Raw genomic sequence first — 16,196 nt, 5'->3', positions numbered from 1 at the left:
GGAGATTCGTCGCCCGTACCCTGGAGGTCCGATGTCCCTGTTCCGCTCGGCGCGTTTTCCCGCCGTCGTCCTGCTTGTCGCGGCGCTCGCCGCGCTCCTCATCGCCAACACCCCGCTCGGCGGGGACGTGCTCGCGATCAAGGATGCCCACGTCGGGATCCCGGGTGTGTTCGAGCTGTCGGTCGGGCACTGGGTGCAGGACGGCCTGCTGGCACTGTTCTTCTTCACCGTCGCGGTCGAACTGCAGTTCGAGCTGACCAGCGGCGAGCTGAAGTCCGCCCGCAAGGCGCTGCAGCCGGCGATCGCCGCCGCGGGCGGCGTGATCGTCCCCATCGTCATCTTCCTGCTCTTCGCCGCGGGCACCGACACCACCGCCGGGTGGCCGATTCCGACGGCCACCGACATCGCGTTCGCCTTGGGTGTGCTGGCGGTGTTCGGCAAGGGGCTGCCCTCCGGCATCCGGATCTTCCTCTTGGCGCTGGCGATCCTCGACGACATCGTGGGCATCGTCTTCATCGCCGTCCTGTTCACGAGCGACGTCAACATCGGCCTGCTGGCGCTCGCCGCGCTCGCCGTCGTCGTGTTCGGGGTGCTCAGTCGCATGCTGGACACGCGGGCCCGCGTGCCGATCGCGGTCGTGCTCGTCGTGCTCGGCATCGCCACCTGGGTGCTGGTGTACCTCTCCGGTGTGCACGCGACGCTCGCCGGAGTGGCGCTGGGACTGGCGATGGCACAGCGCCCGGCGCTGCGCGCCCGGCATGCCCTCGAACCGTGGGTCAACGGCATCGTGCTGCCCCTGTTCGCGTTCTCCGCGGCCCTCGTGGTGATCCCGCAGGTGTCGCCCGCCGAGCTGTCGCCGGCGTTCTGGGGTGTCGCCGTCGCCCTGCCGGTGGGCAAGGTCATCGGCATCACGGTGTTCGGGTGGGTGTCGCTGCGCATCGGCAACCGGGGCGCCACGCCGCACCTGTCGCTCGCCGATCTGCTCACGGCCGGGGCCCTCGGCGGCATCGGCTTCACGGTGTCGCTGCTGCTGGCCGAGCTGGCGTTCGCCGGGGCGCCCTTCGCGCGTGACGAGGCGACGCTGGGTGTCCTCGCCGGATCGGGCGTCTCACTCATCGTCGCCGCGGTGCTGGTGTCTCAGCGTGCCCGCCACTACCGGCGGCTGGCCACCTCGGCCGCTGAGCGCGAGCAGGTGCCGCATCCGCCGACCTCCACCGGCGGTCAGCTGAACTGACCGGCACAATGGTGCGGTGACCTCCTTCGACACCGGATCCGCCGACGCCGACCGCGACGACGCCCTGCGCGCGGCGGCCGACACCATGCGCGCGGTGCGCGACCGGTGCGTGTGGACGCAGCAGATCGACCACCGCGCGCTCGTGCCCTACCTCGTGGAGGAAGCGGCGGAGCTGGTGGATGCCGTGGAGGCCGGATCCCGCGCGGACCTGCGCGAAGAGCTCGGCGATCTGCTGTGGCAGGTGCTGTTCCACGCCGAGATCGCCTCCCGCGACGTCGAGGACCCGTTCGACATCGACGACGTGGCGCGGGATCTCACCGACAAGATGGTGCGCCGGCATCCGCATGTGTTCGCGGGTGCCGTCGCGACCACGCCCGAAGAGGTGCTCGTGCACTGGAACGCCGCCAAGGCGGCCGAGAAGCACGCGCGCACGAGCGTGCTCGACGGGGTGTCGCACCACATGCCCTCCCTCGCCCTCGCGCAGAAGCTGCTCGGCAAGGCCGCCACCGTGGGGGTCGCTGCGCCCTCAGCCCCGGCCGCGGCCGTGGCGCCGGCGGATGAAGCCGCACTCGGTGACGCGCTGCTGGCGCTGGTCGCCACCGCCCGCGCTCAGGGGTGGGACGCCGAGCGCGCCCTGCGGGAACGCCTGCGGATGCTGGAGGTCGAGATCCGCGAGACCGAGCACCCGCCGGCGACCTGAGAGAATCGATTCGTGGCATCCGTCAATCCGCCGCGCGGCATGCGCGACTTCCTCCCCGCAGACAAGACCCGTCGCGAGCGCGTGCTCGCCGTGATCCGTGAGCGCTACCGTGCGCACGGGTTCGACGAGATCGAGACCCCGGTGATGGAGGAGTACTCGCGTCTGCACGCCGGCATCGGCGGCGACAACGAGAAGCTCGCCTTCAACATCCTCAAGCGCGGGCTGGATGCCGACGCCGTCCGCGCCGCGGCCGACGAGCCGACCCTCGACGTCGCCGCGCTCGCCGACCTGGGGCTGCGCTACGACCTCACGGTGCCGCTGGCCCGGTTCTACGCGACCCACCGCGCACAGCTGCCGAGCGTGTTCCGCTCCATCCAGATCGCGCCGGTGTGGCGCGCGGAGCGCCCGCAGAAGGGGCGCTACCGCCAGTTCATGCAGTGCGACATCGACATCATCGGCGACGCGACCCCGCGCGCCGAAGCGGAGCTCATCGTCGCGAGCCTGGACACCCTCGACGCGCTCGGGCTCGAGGGCGGCTCGATCCGCATCAACGACCGGCGCGCCCTGGATGGGATGCTCGACGTCTTCGGCTTCGCCGCCGACGAGCGGCCCGGTGTGCTCATCACGATCGACAAGCTCGACAAGATCGGTCCCGACGGGGTGGCCGCCGAGCTGCGCGAGCGCGGCGCGACGCCCGACGCCGTCGATGCGTTCGAGCAGTTCCTGCGCCGCCCGCAGACCCGCGAGTACAACCCGTACGGTGAGCGTCAGATCCGCAAGGCGCTGCCGGAGGGCATCGCCGACGAGGTCGTGGCGCACCTGGTGGCGCTGGGCGAGACGGTCGCCGCCGCCCGCGGCGACGCGGCGGACATCCCGCTCGTGTTCGACCCGTTCCTGGTGCGGGGGATGGGGTACTACACCGGCACGATCTTCGAGCTCGCCCACCCGAGCGTCACGTATTCGCTCGGTGGCGGTGGCCGTTATGACGGCATGATCGGCCGTTTCCTCGGCCAGGACGTGCCCGCCGTCGGCTTCTCCATCGGGTTCGAGCGCATCGTCGACCTGGTGTCGGCATCCGTCGCCGCGGACGCGGCGAGCGTCGTGCTCGTGCATGACCGCGATGTGCCCGTTGCCGAGCTGCTCGCGCACAAGGCGGCCTTCGTGGCATCCGGCACGCGGGTGCGCCTGGAGCAGCGGACCAAAAACCTCAAGGGACTGCTCGAGCGCGCGGCGAACGACGGCTACACCGCCTTCGCGACCGTGTCGGCCGGTGCCGCCCCGGGCGAGGTCGAGGTCAAGTCGCTCGGCTGATCCGGGATACGCGGGCCGTGTCAAGAAACGGTTGACACACGCACAGTGTCAAGGATACCTCGACGCCATGAAGCAGATCAGCAATCGAGCGTCCGCCGCCATCGCACGGGTCAAATGGGTCGCCATCGCAGGCATGCTCGCGGGGGCGGTGCTGCTGCTCGTCGCCATCGCGCTGGAGTGGCGCGGATTCTGGGGTGGGGCGGCGCAGGGCGGCGGCATCGGCATGATCGCCGTGGGCGCATACTTCTGGGGCTTGGGCGATGGCATCGGCCGCGCCGTGCCGCAGGCGGCCTGGCTGCCCAGCCGGGACGACCGGGCGTGAGCGAGCTGGCCGACGCCGTCGGCCGGGCGGTGCTCGCGGCCGCGCAGGTCGACGACACGTCCGCCATCGGGGTGCCGGAGCACCTCGCCCTCATCGGCGCCGCCGCGCGGGCGGAGGGCGAGGCCCGGGCGATCCTGCAGCGGTCGGTCGCCGCGGCCCGCGCCGGGGGAGCGAGCTGGGCGGCGATCGGCGCTGAGCTGGGGATGTCGCGCCAGGCTGCGCAGCAGCGTTTCGGCGCCGTGGTCGAGGCCAGTGCGGCAGCACCCGCCTCCGACACGGAACGGTGGCTCGGTCCCGTCACCGCGTTCGATGAGATGGCCGAGCTCGACGCCGCCGGGCGGATGGGCTGGCGCACCGTCGAGGTGGGCATGCTCTCGCACCGCATGCGTCGCACCGACACGCAGTGGGAGCACCGCCGCCTCTTCTGGCGTTCCTCGCTCGCGGCCGAGGAGCGCGACGGCTGGGAGATCGGATGCCGGGCCTTCCCCTGGCTCTACCTCGTGCGCGACCGGGGCATCCCGCCGGAGTCGCCGTGATCGGTCAGGCGCCAGCTGACGCGGTCACCCGCCGCTTCTCGCGCACGTAGACCTCGCGGCGCACGCGTGCGACGACATCGCCCGAGGCATCCCTGATCTCGGTCTCGAACCACTCGAGTACCTTCGCCCCGCCCCGGGCGCGCTCGCGCAGCTCTTGCGCCTTCTCCTTCGGGACCTCGAAGTGCGCCGTCAGCACACCGCGCCCGGGCTTGAGGAACTCGATCTCGCCCCGGGTGTCCCAGACGACGTGATCGCGACCGAGCTGGTGCATGACCAGCATGAAGAAGTACGGGTCGGTCATCGCCGAAAGCGACCCGCCGAAGGCCGTCTTCACGTAGTTGCGGGTGAACACGTTCACGTGCAACTCGACCGTGGCACTGGTCCAGTCCGGCGCGAAGCGGCGCACGCGGATGCCGCTGAACAGGTTCGGCGCCCACAGGCTCATGCCGATGGACAGGCGTCGGGGTGTGATGCGCATGGATCACAGTGTGGCGTCATCAGCCACCCCTGCCGGAAATCCGCTGTAGCCGATCCACAATCCCCTCCCCCCGTGCCCGCGAGTGAGTATTCGTGCCCGCGAGTGAGTATTCGTGCCCGCGAGTGAGTATTCGCAGCCGGGATACGACTTCGCCGGTTCTTCGGAAATCGCCACTTCTTCGGAGGCATTCGGCCACGGGCATCCGAAAAACCGACGATCTCCGAAGTTGTGGCGATTGTGGGCGGGTGGCGAGCTGCCCGCGCCGCTACCGCGCGAGCGTTGACGCGACCCGATGCCGCCGGGATGCTGGGGGAGTGATCGAACCCACCGAAGGATCCTGGCAACGCGTCGACGCCTACCTCACCGACACGCTCGTCGGGCACGACCCTGCACTCGAAGCCGCCGTCGCCGACCAGAACTCCGCCGGCCTGCCCCCGATCGAGGTCGCCCCCGTCAACGGCAAGCTGCTCAACCTGCTGGCACGGATGAGCGGCGCGCGCCGCGTGCTGGAGATCGGCACCCTGGGGGCGTACTCCACCATCTGGCTGGCGCGCGGCATCCCGGACGACGGCGACGTCGTCACGATCGAGGCCGAGCCCGGCAACGCCGCCGTCGCGCGGGCCAACCTCGACCGTGCCGGTGTGGGCGGCAAGGTCGAGATCCTCCTCGGGCGAGCCGCTGATGTGCTCCCCACCCTCGAGGGGCAGGAGCCGTTCGACCTCGTCTTCATCGACGCCGACAAGGAGTCGAACACGATCTACCTCGACTGGGCCGCGCGGCTGGGTCGCCCCGGCACCGTGGTCGTGGTCGACAACGTCGGGCGAGGCGGTCGTGTCGCGGATGCCGACACGACCGACCCGCAGGTGATCGGCACCCAGCGGGGACTCGAGATGCTCGGCCAGGACCCCCGGTTCGACGCCACCGCGATCCAGACCCTGGATGCCAAGGGCTGGGACGGCGTCGCGATCGCCATCGTGGTCTGAGCGGCTATTGCACGGCGCGGGGCCTGTGGCGGCGATAGTGGCGTCACTAGAGTGGACCCAGCGGACCGATGAAGCTCCCGAGATCCACCCTCTAAAAGCAAGGAGTCATCCGTGGCACTTATCGAGGCTGTAGGCGCACGAGAAATCCTGGATTCGCGCGGCAACCCGACCGTCGAGGTCGAGGTTCTGCTCGACGACGGCATCGTCCAGCGGGCGGCCGTTCCGTCCGGCGCATCCACCGGCGCGTTCGAAGCGACCGAGCTGCGCGACGGCGACAAGAGCCGGTACGGCGGCAAGGGCGTGCTCAAGGCCGTCGCCGCCGTCATCGACGAACTCGGCCCGGCCGTGGAGGGTATCGAGGCGAGCGAACAGCGCATCGTCGACGAGATCCTCATCGAGGTCGACGGCACGGAGAACAAGTCGCGCTCCGGCGCGAACGCGATCCTGGGCGTCAGCCTGGCGGTGGCCAAGGCGGCCGCCGACAGCGCCGACCTGCCGCTGTTCCGCTACCTGGGCGGCCCGAACGCGCACGTGCTGCCCGTCCCGCTGTTCAACGTCATCAACGGCGGCTCGCACGCCGACAACGGCATCGACTGCCAGGAGTTCTTCCTCGCGCCCATCGGCGCGTCGAGCTTCGCCGAGGCGCTGCGCTGGGGTGCGGAGACGTACCACGTGCTGCACAGCGAGCTCAAGGCCGCCGGCTACGCGACCGGCCTCGGCGACGAGGGTGGCTTCGCCCCCGACCTGCCCAGCAACCGCGAGGGTCTGGACTTCCTCGTCAAGGCCATCGAGAAGGCCGGCTTCACCCCGGGCACCGACATCGCGCTCGGTCTCGACGTCGCCGCCACCGAGTTCTTCAACAACGGCGTCTACCGCTTCGAGAACAAGGACTGGTCGGCCGAGGCGCTGACGGACTACTACATCGACCTGGTGGACTCGTTCCCGATCGTGACGATCGAGGACGCCCTCGCCGAGGACGACTGGGATGCCTGGAAGCACCTCACCGAGAAGCTGGGCACGAAGACGCAGCTGGTCGGCGACGACCTGTTCGTCACCAACCCCACGCGTCTGGCCGACGGCATCGCCCGCGGTGTCGCCAACTCGCTGCTGGTGAAGGTCAACCAGATCGGCACGCTGTCCGAGACGCTGGATGCCGTCGACATGGCGCACCGCGCCGGGTACACCACGATGTTCTCCCACCGCTCCGGCGAGACCGAGGACACCACCATCGCCGACCTCGTCGTCGCGGTGAACTCGGGTCAGATCAAGAGCGGCGCGCCCGCCCGCAGCGAGCGCGTGGCGAAATACAATCAGCTTCTGCGCATCGAGGAGGAACTCGGCGACGCCGCGACCTTCATCGGCCGCGCCGCCTTCCCCCGGTTCAAGGGATAAGCGCTGACTGAAGACCGAATGAGAGGGGGAGCCGTGGCAGCATCGACGGCTCCCTCTTCTCGTGCGCGCCGCGTCGACGTGCGGCAGTGGCTCGGCGGCATCCGCCTGTCGGGCTTCATGATGATCATGCTGGGCCTGGTGGTGCTCGCCGCCTTCGTGCTGGTCCCGACGATGGGCACGTACCTCGACCAGCGGCAGCAGATCGCGGCGCTGGAGCGGTCGGTGCAGCTCGGCGAGGAAGAGGTCGCCGACCTCGAGGCCGCACGGCAGCAGTGGAGCGACCCCGCCTACATCACGACGCAGGCGCGGGAACGGCTGTACTACAAGCATGTCGGCGAGGTGGTCTACCTCGTCGTGGACGACCTTCCCGCCGTCGAGGTGCCGCAGGAACGCGCTCCCGTCAGCGCCGACGTCGAAGAGACCGAGAGCGACTGGATGAGCCGCCTGGTGCGGTCGGTGACCGCCGCCGGCGTCGCGGAGACCGTCACCTACCAGATCGGCGTTCCCGACGCGCCCGACGCGCCCGACGAGGCCCCCGCGCCGTGATCGGCATCCGCCCAGCAGCGTCACGGTAGCCTGGTGCGGTGAGCACCCCGCCGTTCGACCCTGCCGACGACGCCGACCTCGAGGTACTCCGCGAGCAACTCGGCCGCCCCGCCCGCGGCGTGCTGGGGATCGCCGCCCGCTGCGTCTGCGGCAACCCGACGGTCGTGGCCACCTCGCCGCGTCTGCCCGACGGCACGCCGTTCCCCACGTTCTACTACCTCACCCACCCCGGCGCGACCGCCGCGATGTCCACGCTCGAGGCCGAGCAGGTGATGCGCGAGCTCTCCGACGAGCTCGAAGCCGACGAGGAGCTCGCCGCCGCGTACGCGCGCGCCCACGAGGCCTACCTCGCCGACCGTGCGCCCTACGGGGACGTCCCCGAGATCGAGGGGATCTCCGCAGGGGGGATGCCGACGCGCGTGAAGTGCCTGCATGCCCTCGCTGGCCACGCCCTCGCGGCCGGTCCCGGTGTCAATCCGATCGGCGACCGTGCGCTCGAACTCTCGTCGTGGTCGCCCGAGCGGTGCACGTGCGCCCACCCCGGCGGTCGCACGATATGAAGCGCCGGCTCGCCGCAGCCGGGATCGTGCTGGCCATCACCGGGATGGTGGGCGCCGCACCCGTGCCCTCGCCCGTGCCCGCGGCGGAGGTCGACCCGGTGCGAGCGGCGCAGTACTGGCTCGACGACTACGGCATCCGTGACGCCTGGCAGACGACCCGCGGTGAGGGCACCCGCATCGCGGTGATCGACACCGGCGTCGCCCGAGGGCCTGCAGAACTGAGCGGTGTCGTCGACGGCGCCGACTTCTCGGGTCTCGGCTCGCCCGACGGCCGCACGCCGGTCGGCGCGGTCGATTCCGCCCACGGCAGCCTCGTCGCCTCGCTCGCCGCCGGACGGGGGACCGGCCCCGACACCGGTGTCATCGGCGTCGCCCCCGCCGCCGAAGTGCTCTCGCTGTCGCTGGCCTTCGGTGCGGCTGCGGCATCCCCCTTCGTCGATCAGGTCGCCGATGCGATGCGCTGGGCCGTGGACCACGGCGCCGATGTCATCAACCTCTCCTTCACCACGAACACCCTCGACTGGCCGGAGCGCTGGGACGAGGCCTTCCTCTACGCCCTCGAGCACGACGTCGTGGTCGTCGTGGCGGCGGGCAACCGCGGCAGCGGCACGGACCGCGTCGGCGCGCCGGCCACGATCCCCGGCGTGCTCACCGTCGGCGGGGTCGACCGCTCGGGGGCGGCGAGCGTCGAAGCCTCGACGCAGGGCATCACGATCGGCGTGTCCGCCCCGAGCGAGGACCTGCTGGGCGTCTCTCCCGACGGACAGGTCGTGCTGTGGAACGGCACGAGTGGCGCCGCGCCCATCGTCGCCGGCGTCGCTGCCCTCGTGCGCGCCGCCCACCCCGACCTCGACGCGGCCAACGTCATCAACCGCATCGTGAAGACCGCCAAGCCGGCGCCCGGCGGGGGAGTGAACCCGCTGCTGTACGGCTCCGGCCTCATCGACGCCGCCGCAGCCGTGTCGGCGCCGGTCGCCGCCGTCGCGCAGAACCCCATGGGCGATCTCCGCGAGTGGATCCGGGTGTTCCGGCGGGCGGATGCCGCGCCCCAGCCGGAACCCTCGGTCGCCCCCGTCGAGGTGCCGCCCCTGCCGGCACCCGAAGCGGCCTCTCGCGCGACGTCGCCGCTGCTGCCGTCGGAGAGCACGCTGTTGTACGGCACGCTTCCGCTGACGGTGGTCACCGTGGCCGGTATACTGGTAGCGCTCGGTGTCACCGCTGCTGCCCGGCGCATCCGATCGGCTCGCGCACTCCGCCAGCCGAGCCGCTATATCTAGGAGTTCTTTCCCCGTGACCAGCACCGTGCCCAGGATTCTCATCGTCGGCGGTGGCTATGCAGGCTTCTACACCGCGTGGAAGCTCGAAAAGCACCTTCGCAAGGGCGAAGCGGAGGTCACGATCGTCGACCCGCTGCCCTACATGACCTACCAGCCGTTCCTGCCGGAGGTCGCTGCGGGTGAGATCGAAGCGCGCCACGTGATCGTCGGCCTGCGCCGCCACCTGAAGAAGACCCGCGTCGTCACGGCGAAGGTCACCGGCATCGACCACGCCAACAAGGTCGCCACCATCACGCCCGCCGTCGGCGCGCCGTGGCAGGAGGAGTACGACCAGATCGTCGTCACCGCCGGAGCGGTCTCCCGCACCTTCCCGATCCCCGGCATCGCCGAGAACGCGATCGGGCTGAAGACGATCGAAGAGGCCGTCGCGATCCGCGACCGCATCCTCACCAACTTCGACCGCGCCGCCAACCTGCCCCCCGGGCCGGAGCGCGAGCGCCTGCTCACCGTCGTCGTCGTCGGTGGCGGCTTCGCCGGCATCGAGGTGTTCGCGGAGATGCGCGCCCTGGCGTCGTCCCTGCTGAAGGACTACCCGCAGCTCACCTTCGAAGAGACCCACTTCCACCTCATCGAGGCGATGGGGCGAATCATGCCCGAGGTGTCGCTGAAGACGAGCGAGTGGGTGCTGAAGGACCTCGCCAAGCGGGGCGCCAACGTGCACCTCGACACACAGGTCAAGGGCGCCGTCGACGGCAACGTCGAGCTCTCCACGGGCGAGGTCATCCCCACCGACCTGATCGTGTGGACCGCCGGCGTCATGGCCAACCCCACCGTCGTCCGCGGCAGCGACCTGCCGGTCGAGGAGCGCGGTCGCATCCGCACCCGCCCCGACCTGCGCGTCGGCACCGACGAGGAGATCGTCGAAGGCGCCTGGGCTGCCGGCGACATCTCCGCCGTCCCCGACCTCACCGGCAAGGGCGTCGGCGGCTACTGCGTGCCCAACGCGCAGCACGCCGTGCGTCAGGCCAAGCTGCTCGCGAAGAACCTCACTGCGGTGCTGCGCGGCGAACTGCCCAGCGAGTACATCCACCACAACCTCGGCGCCGTCGCCGGTCTCGGCCTCTACGACGGGGTGTTCCAGTCGGGCAACTTCGCCCTCAAGGGCTTCATCGCGTGGCTCGCGCACCGCGGCTACCACGGCATGGCCATGCCGTCGTGGGAGCGCAAGTGGCGCGTCATCGGCGACTGGTGGCACAACTTCTGGCTCAGCCGCGACAACGTCTCGCTGCAGGCCGTGCAGAACCCCCGCTACGTGTTCGAGGAGTTCGCCGCCCGTCCGCGTCCCGCGCAGCCCGCGGCCGCCCCCGCCGAGCCCGCCATCGACCCGAAGACGGTCGAGGCGGAGAAGGTCGGCAAGGCTCCGGCGTCGACCAGCGCGCCCGCGAACTGACAGCGGCGCTAGGGTGAGCAGCGCGGCGGTGATGCGCTGCGCCCCCGTAGCCCAACGGCAGAGGCAGGCGACTTAAAATCGCTTCAGTGTGGGTTCGAGTCCCACCGGGGGTACCGCCCCCAGCACGAAGACCCGCGTGAACACGCGGGTCTTCGTGCGTTGTGGCCGTGGCATCCGTCCCCCGGCGGCGGATGCCGCGCGGTGCTGTCCTAGGCTGGCGCTGTGCTCGATCTTCTCGGCGCCGACGCCGACACCGCATCCCCGCCCGCGGCGACCCACTGGGAGGCGATGACGGATGCCGTCGCGCACCTGTCGGGCCCGATCGCCGCGATCGACCTGTCCGCGCTCCGCTACAACGCGCTGGACCTCGTCGTCCGCGCGGGCGGGGTTCCGATCCGGGTGGCGAGCAAGTCCATCCGGGTGCGCGAGGTGCTCGACGCGACCCTCGCCGTCCCGGGGTACCACGGCATCCTCGCCTTCACGCTCCCCGAAGCCCTCTGGCTCGCCGAGTCCCACGACGACGTCGTCCTGGGCTACCCGACCGTCGACCGTGCCGCCCTGGCCGCGCTCGTCCGCGACGAGCAGGCGGCGACCCGTGTGACGCTCATGATCGATGACCTCGCGCAGCTGGACCTCATCGACACCGTGGCGCCGCCCGCCGGGCGCCCCGCGCTGAGGGTCGCGATCGACGTGGATGCGTCCTGGCGCGCGCCCGGCCTCGGCCACATCGGCGTGCGCCGCTCGCCGCTGCACAACCCGACCGACGCCGTCCGGCTCGCCAGGGCGGTGTCGGTGCGCGCCGGCTACCGCCTCGTGGGCCTCATGATGTACGAGGCCCAGATCGCCGGACAGCCCGACGACACCGGCCGCGGAGACGGCGTCATCCGGTGGATGCAGCAGCGCTCGGGTCGGGAGTTGCGGGAGCGCCGTGCCGGGATCGTCGCGGCGGTGCGGGAGATCACCCCTCTCGAATTCGTCAACAGCGGCGGCACCGGGTCCCTCGAATACACCGCCGCCGATCCTTCGGTCACCGAGCTCACCGCCGGCAGCGGACTGCTCGCCGGGCACCTCTTCGACGGCTACCGCGCGTTCTCGCCGGCACCGGCTGCGGCGTTCGCGCTCGAGGTCGTGCGCAAGCCCGAGCCCGACATCGTCACGGTGCTCGGCGGCGGCTGGATCGCCTCCGGTCCGCCGCTGCCCTCCCGGCAGCCCGTGCCGGTGTGGCCCGCGGGGCTGACGACGTTCGCCCGCGAGGGTGCGGGGGAGGTGCAGACGCCGCTGCGCGGCGCGGCGGCGCGCGCGCTGAAGGTGGGCGACCGCGTCTGGTTCCGCCATGCCAAGAGCGGCGAGCTGGCGGAGCGCGTCGATCGGTACCACCTCGTCGAACACGGTGCGGTCGTGGGGGAGATCCCGACCTACCGCGGCGAGGGGCGGAGCTTCCTGTGACCCGTCCCGGCGGGCGGTGGCAGAACTGGGGGCGCAGCGAACGAGTGCGCCCGCAGCGGATCGAGTACCCGTCGACCGTCGCGGCCGTGCGCCGCAGCGTGCAGTCCGCCGCCGCGCGCGGGCTGCAGGTGAAGGCGGTCGGGTCGGGACACAGCTTCTCCGGCATCGCCGTGGCTCCGGGCGTGCTGCTGGATCTCACCGATCTCACCGGCCTCGTGTCGGTGGACCGGGAGCGTGGGCGCGCGACGCTGCTGGCGGGTACGAAGCTGCACCGCATCCCGGCATTGCTCGCCCCCTACGGCCTCGCGATGGAGAACCTCGGCGACATCGACCGGCAGTCGATCTCGGGTGCCGTCTCGACCGGCACGCACGGCACGGGGGCGCGCTTCGGGGGGATCGCGACGCAGGTGGTGGCCGCGACGCTCGTGACCGCCGACGGGGAGCTGCTCACGGTCGACGAGACGCAGAACACCGAACTGCTGCCCGCCGTCGCCCTCGCTCTCGGCGCTCTCGGCGTGCTGGTGGAGGTGACCCTGCAGTGCGTGCCGCAGTTCGTCCTGCACGCCGTGGAACATCCGGAGCCGGTGGATGCCGTCGTCGCCGGCCTCGGCGACCGTGCCGCCGCCGCCGATCACTTCGAGTTCTACTGGTTCCCGCACACCGACGTCGCCCTCACCAAGACCGACACGCGCCTGCCCGAGAGCGCACCGCGCCAGCGCCTCCTCGCGGTGGGGAAGTGGGTGGATGAAACGCTGCTGGCCAACGGCCTGTTCCGTGCGACGTGCGCCGCCGGCGCCATCGCGCCTTCGGTCGTGCCGGGCATCAACCGGCTCGCCACGCGCCTCACCGGCGACCGCGAGTACAGCGACCTGAGCGCCGCGGTGTTCACCCAGCATCGGGGAGTGCGGTTCCGCGAGATGGAGTACGCCGTCCCGGTGGAGCACCTCGCCGCCGCGTTCGACGAGCTGCGCGCCCTCGTCGCCGAGCGGGGCTGGCGCATCTCCTTCCCCGTGGAGGTGCGCGTCGCGGCCGCCGACGACCTGTGGCTGTCGACCGCGACGGGTCGGGCGACCGGCTACATCGCCGTGCACCGCTACTGGCGCGAGGACCCGACGGAGTACTTCGCGGCGGTCGAGGAGATCATGCTCCGCCACGGCGGACGACCGCACTGGGGCAAGATGCACACCCTGGATGCCGCGCAGCTGCGGGAGCGCTACCCGCGGTTCGACGACTTCCGGGCGCTGCGCGACCGCCTCGACCCGTCGCGGATGTTCCGCAACCCGTACCTGGACCGGGTTCTCGATGGGTAACGACTGGGAGTGCCCGTCGCGGCGCATAGACGGCGTGCGTGCGACATAGGATGGGTGAAACTCGGAGGGGGTTACGGACACATGTGGGAATGGCTGATCCCGGTACTGATCGTCGTCGCACTGGTGGTCGCTGTCGGCGTCTACCTGTGGGCGACCTATAACTCCCTCGTCGCGCTGAATGTGCGCGTCGACGAGGCGTGGAGCGACATCACGGTGCAGCTCAAACGCCGCGCCGACCTGTTGCCCAACCTCATCGAAGCGGTGAAGGGGTATGCGGCGCACGAGAAGGCCGTGTTCGAGAACGTCACGCGCGCTCGAGCCGAGACCCTCGCCGCGGGCGGTCCCGCCGACGCGGGCGTCGCCGAGGGCCACATGCAGCAGGCGCTGAAGTCGCTGTTCGCCGTCGCCGAGGCCTACCCTCAGCTGCAGGCGAGCCAGAACTTCCTGCAGCTGCAGCAGTCCATCGTCGACACCGAGGACAAGATCCAGGCGTCGCGCCGGTTCTACAACGGCGGCGTGCGCGAGCTGAACACGAAGATCCGCGTCTTCCCGAACAACCTCTTCGCCCGCAACCTCGGATTCCACGAGCGCGAGTTCTTCGAGGTCGTCGACGGCGCCGCCATCTCCGAACCGCCCCGCGTGCAGTTTTGATCCGAGCCGGGGCGATCCCCGGCTGATCGGAGCCCTCGGTGTACTCCGCGATCGCGCGCAACAAGCGCAACACCTGGTTGATCCTGATCGGGTTCGTGCTGGTGCTCGGTCTCCTCGGTCTCGCTGCGGGCTGGCTCGCCGGCAACAACTGGTGGATCACGGCATTCGTGCTCGTCTTCGCGGGCGGCTACGCGGCGGTGCAGTACTTCTTCGCCGACCGTGAGGCGCTGGCGCTGTCCGGCGCGGTGGCGGTGACCCAGGCCGACGCGCCGCGCTACCACCGCATCGTCGAGAACCTGTGCATCGCGACGGGCACCCCGATGCCGCGCCTGTACGTCGTCGATGATCCGGCGCCCAACGCCTTCGCCACCGGGCGCAAGCCCGAGGAGGCGGCGATCACGGTCACGACGGGGCTGTTCGAGCTCATGACCGACCGCGAACTGGAAGGCGTGCTCGGGCACGAACTCGCCCACATCCGCAACTACGACATCCGTGTCTCCCTCATCGTCTTCGGTCTCGTCGTCGCGGTCGGCATGCTCGCCGACATCGCGCTGCGGGTCGCCTTCTTCGGCGGCGGGCGCCGCGGCGGCAACGGCCAGTCGCAGCTCGTGTTCATGCTGTTCGGGGTGGTGGCCGCGATCGTCGCGCCGCTGCTGGCCGGGGTCGTCCAGGCATCCATCTCGCGTCAGCGGGAGTATCTCGCGGATGCCACGAGCGCCCTCACGACTCGGGACCCCGACGCGCTGGCATCGGCACTGGCCAAGCTCGACGCGAACGCGCAGCCGCTGCGCAAGGTCAACACCGCCATGGCCCACCTGTGGTTCGCCGACCCGCTGCGCCCGGGCGGGATCGCGCGGCTGTTCGACACCCACCCGCCGATCGCTGCGCGCATCGAGCGGCTGCACACGATCGGCGGCGAGTTCTAGCGTGACCGCGACGCTCGAGCTGTCGCCGCGCGAGGCGCGCCGGCTCGCGGTGCGCGCCCAGCTGCTCACGGCGGCGCGTCCCGCCGGCATCGTCGAGACGGTCTACGCGCTCGGTGCGGTGAACATCGAGCCGACGGCCGCGATCATGCCCAGCGCCGACCACATCCTCTGGAGCCGGCTCGGGTGGCCCTACCAGCCCGCCGATCTGCGCCAGGCGGTGGAGGTGGAGCGGGACCTGTTCGAGCTGGACGGGTTCTACCGGCTCATGTCGGACCTGCCGCTGTACCGCCACGACATGGCGCGCCGGCCGCGCGACGAGGGAACGCGGCAGTGGCTGCACGCCAACGACGACTTCCGCCGTGACGTGCTCGCGCGGCTGCGGGCGGAAGGGCCGCTTCACGCGGCCGAGGTGCCCGACACGGCGCAGGTCTCGTGGCGATCGAGCGGCTGGACGCACAGCCGCAACGCGCAGCAGATGCTCGAGATCCTGGTGGGCACGGGGGAGGCCGCGGTGTGGGGGCGCGACGCGAAGGGGCGACTGTTCGATGTGGCCGAGCGCGTCTACCCCGCAGACCTCCCCGACGTGCCCGAGGCGGCAGCCCGCCGAGAACGCAGCGAGCGCCGGCTCGCGGCCCTCGGCATCGCGCAGCCGAAGACGGTGGGCGAAGACGTGGGCGTGCCGGCGCGGGTGGCGGGAGGGAGGGAGAAGTGGCGGGTGGATGCCGCGGCGCTCGAGGCCACCTTCGCCGGACGCACCGTGCTGGTCTCGCCGCACGATCGCGTCGTCGCCGACCGGGCGCGCCTGCAGGAGCTGTTCGGGTACGAGTACGTGCTGGAGATGTACAAGCCGGCATCCCAGCGTCGCTGGGGCTACTTCGCCCTCCCGATCCTCCACGGCGACCGGTTCATCGGGAAGCTCGACGCGAAAGCGGACCGCAAGGCGGGAGTGCTCCGTGTGCACGCGGTGCACGAGGAGGACGGGTTCGACGACACCGCTCGGGAGGCGGTGCAGCGCGAGATCGGTGACCTCGCGGCGTGGCTCGGGCTGGAGGTGCAGGCACTGGCGTGACCGGG

17 protein-coding genes and 1 tRNA gene are annotated in these 16,196 nt (G+C 71.1%); 17 read left to right on the top strand and 1 reads right to left on the bottom strand.

All coding sequences use genetic code 11. The features are described 5' to 3' along the window. The first annotated feature begins 31 nt into the window (after positions 1-31). The 5 genes from ACFVR6_RS06150 (at position 32) to ACFVR6_RS06130 (ending at position 4,103) form a co-directional block, all read left to right on the top strand. Positions 32-1,234 (top strand): Na+/H+ antiporter NhaA, encoded by a 1,203-nt coding sequence (locus ACFVR6_RS06150; protein ID WP_386959870.1) that lies wholly within the window; start codon positions 32-34, stop codon positions 1,232-1,234. Positions 1,235-1,319: 85 nt separating this feature from the next. Continuing rightward, entirely contained in the window at positions 1,320-1,934 is a 615-nt protein-coding gene (locus tag ACFVR6_RS06145; protein WP_386960302.1) for a MazG family protein, read from the top strand. A 39-nt stretch (positions 1,935-1,973) separates the two neighbouring features. Continuing rightward, a complete protein-coding gene (gene hisS, locus ACFVR6_RS06140) occupies positions 1,974-3,245 on the top strand; it encodes a histidine--tRNA ligase (protein ID WP_386960299.1) in 1,272 nt (423 codons plus the stop codon). A gap of 67 nt (positions 3,246-3,312) precedes the next feature. After that, entirely contained in the window at positions 3,313-3,567 is a 255-nt protein-coding gene (locus ACFVR6_RS06135; RefSeq protein WP_386959867.1) for a hypothetical protein, read from the top strand. Then, entirely contained in the window at positions 3,564-4,103 is a 540-nt protein-coding gene (locus ACFVR6_RS06130; protein ID WP_386959865.1) for a hypothetical protein, read from the top strand. The genes ACFVR6_RS06135 and ACFVR6_RS06130 overlap by 4 nt, the downstream gene beginning before the upstream one ends. Before the next feature lie 4 nt (positions 4,104-4,107). On the opposite strand, the gene ACFVR6_RS06125 is transcribed toward ACFVR6_RS06130, so the two are convergent. Continuing rightward, positions 4,108-4,581, bottom strand: coding sequence for a DUF4442 domain-containing protein (locus tag ACFVR6_RS06125; protein ID WP_386959862.1), 474 nt, complete (start codon positions 4,579-4,581; stop codon positions 4,108-4,110). 317 nt (positions 4,582-4,898) lie between these two features. On the opposite strand from ACFVR6_RS06125, the gene ACFVR6_RS06120 reads away from it, so the two are divergent. From ACFVR6_RS06120 to ACFVR6_RS06065, 12 genes are all read left to right on the top strand, one after another. Beyond that, positions 4,899-5,564, top strand: coding sequence for an O-methyltransferase (locus tag ACFVR6_RS06120; protein WP_386960296.1), 666 nt, complete (start codon positions 4,899-4,901; stop codon positions 5,562-5,564). Between the two features lie 111 nt (positions 5,565-5,675). Further along, positions 5,676-6,956 carry a phosphopyruvate hydratase gene (gene eno / locus ACFVR6_RS06115; RefSeq protein WP_386959859.1) on the top strand — a complete coding sequence of 427 codons (1,281 nt, stop codon included), beginning with the start codon at positions 5,676-5,678 and terminating at the stop codon, positions 6,954-6,956. Positions 6,957-6,989: 33 nt separating this feature from the next. Next, positions 6,990-7,502 (top strand): FtsB family cell division protein, encoded by a 513-nt coding sequence (locus ACFVR6_RS06110; protein ID WP_386959856.1) that lies wholly within the window; start codon positions 6,990-6,992, stop codon positions 7,500-7,502. 38 nt (positions 7,503-7,540) lie between these two features. Beyond that, positions 7,541-8,062: a DUF501 domain-containing protein gene (locus ACFVR6_RS06105; protein WP_386959853.1), complete on the top strand. Its 522-nt coding sequence runs from the start codon at positions 7,541-7,543 to the stop codon at positions 8,060-8,062. Next, positions 8,059-9,339: a S8 family serine peptidase gene (locus tag ACFVR6_RS06100; protein ID WP_386959851.1), complete on the top strand. Its 1,281-nt coding sequence runs from the start codon at positions 8,059-8,061 to the stop codon at positions 9,337-9,339. The genes ACFVR6_RS06105 and ACFVR6_RS06100 overlap by 4 nt, the downstream gene beginning before the upstream one ends. 25 nt (positions 9,340-9,364) lie before the next feature. Next, a complete protein-coding gene (locus ACFVR6_RS06095; protein WP_386960293.1) occupies positions 9,365-10,789 on the top strand; it encodes an NAD(P)/FAD-dependent oxidoreductase in 1,425 nt (474 codons plus the stop codon). A 40-nt stretch (positions 10,790-10,829) separates the two neighbouring features. Continuing rightward, positions 10,830-10,902: transfer RNA gene (locus tag ACFVR6_RS06090), tRNA-Leu, on the top strand. Positions 10,903-11,011: 109 nt separating this feature from the next. Next, entirely contained in the window at positions 11,012-12,235 is a 1,224-nt protein-coding gene (locus tag ACFVR6_RS06085) for an alanine racemase (protein WP_386959849.1), read from the top strand. Then, the gene (locus ACFVR6_RS06080; RefSeq protein ID WP_386959847.1) at positions 12,232-13,545 is read left to right on the top strand and encodes a D-arabinono-1,4-lactone oxidase; all 1,314 of its coding nucleotides are present in this window, start codon (positions 12,232-12,234) and stop codon (positions 13,543-13,545) included. The genes ACFVR6_RS06085 and ACFVR6_RS06080 overlap by 4 nt, the downstream gene beginning before the upstream one ends. Positions 13,546-13,626: 81 nt before the next feature. Continuing rightward, entirely contained in the window at positions 13,627-14,196 is a 570-nt protein-coding gene (locus ACFVR6_RS06075; RefSeq protein ID WP_386959844.1) for a LemA family protein, read from the top strand. Positions 14,197-14,234: 38 nt separating this feature from the next. Then, positions 14,235-15,122, top strand: coding sequence for a M48 family metallopeptidase (locus ACFVR6_RS06070; protein ID WP_386959842.1), 888 nt, complete (start codon positions 14,235-14,237; stop codon positions 15,120-15,122). Between the two features lies 1 nt (position 15,123). After that, on the top strand, positions 15,124-16,191 hold the full coding sequence (locus ACFVR6_RS06065; protein WP_386959839.1) for a DNA glycosylase AlkZ-like family protein: 1,068 nt from the start codon (positions 15,124-15,126) through the stop codon (positions 16,189-16,191). The last annotated feature ends 5 nt before the right edge of the window (positions 16,192-16,196 follow it).

The sequence above is a fragment of the Microbacterium sp. NPDC058021 genome (genome assembly GCF_042885955.1).
In the GTDB taxonomy this organism is placed as follows: Bacteria; Actinomycetota; Actinomycetes; order Actinomycetales; family Microbacteriaceae; genus Microbacterium.
The sequence above is the reverse complement of the archived record's forward strand: the minus strand, read 5'-3'. Positions and strand labels throughout refer to the sequence as shown.

What these genes read in the sequence shown, in the direction of transcription:
- ACFVR6_RS06150 (WP_386959870.1), top strand. Translation starts at nt 32, where the DNA reads ATGTCCCTGTTCCGCTCGGCGCGTTTTCCCGCCGTCGTCCTGCTTGTC.
- ACFVR6_RS06145 (WP_386960302.1), top strand. Translation starts at nt 1,320, where the DNA reads ATGCGCGCGGTGCGCGACCGGTGCGTGTGGACGCAGCAGATCGACCAC.
- hisS (WP_386960299.1), top strand. Translation starts at nt 1,974, where the DNA reads ATGCGCGACTTCCTCCCCGCAGACAAGACCCGTCGCGAGCGCGTGCTC.
- ACFVR6_RS06135 (WP_386959867.1), top strand. Translation starts at nt 3,313, where the DNA reads ATGAAGCAGATCAGCAATCGAGCGTCCGCCGCCATCGCACGGGTCAAA.
- ACFVR6_RS06125 (WP_386959862.1), bottom strand. Translation starts at nt 4,581, where the DNA reads ATGCGCATCACACCCCGACGCCTGTCCATCGGCATGAGCCTGTGGGCG.
- ACFVR6_RS06100 (WP_386959851.1), top strand. Translation starts at nt 8,059, where the DNA reads ATGAAGCGCCGGCTCGCCGCAGCCGGGATCGTGCTGGCCATCACCGGG.
- ACFVR6_RS06075 (WP_386959844.1), top strand. Translation starts at nt 13,627, where the DNA reads ATGTGGGAATGGCTGATCCCGGTACTGATCGTCGTCGCACTGGTGGTC.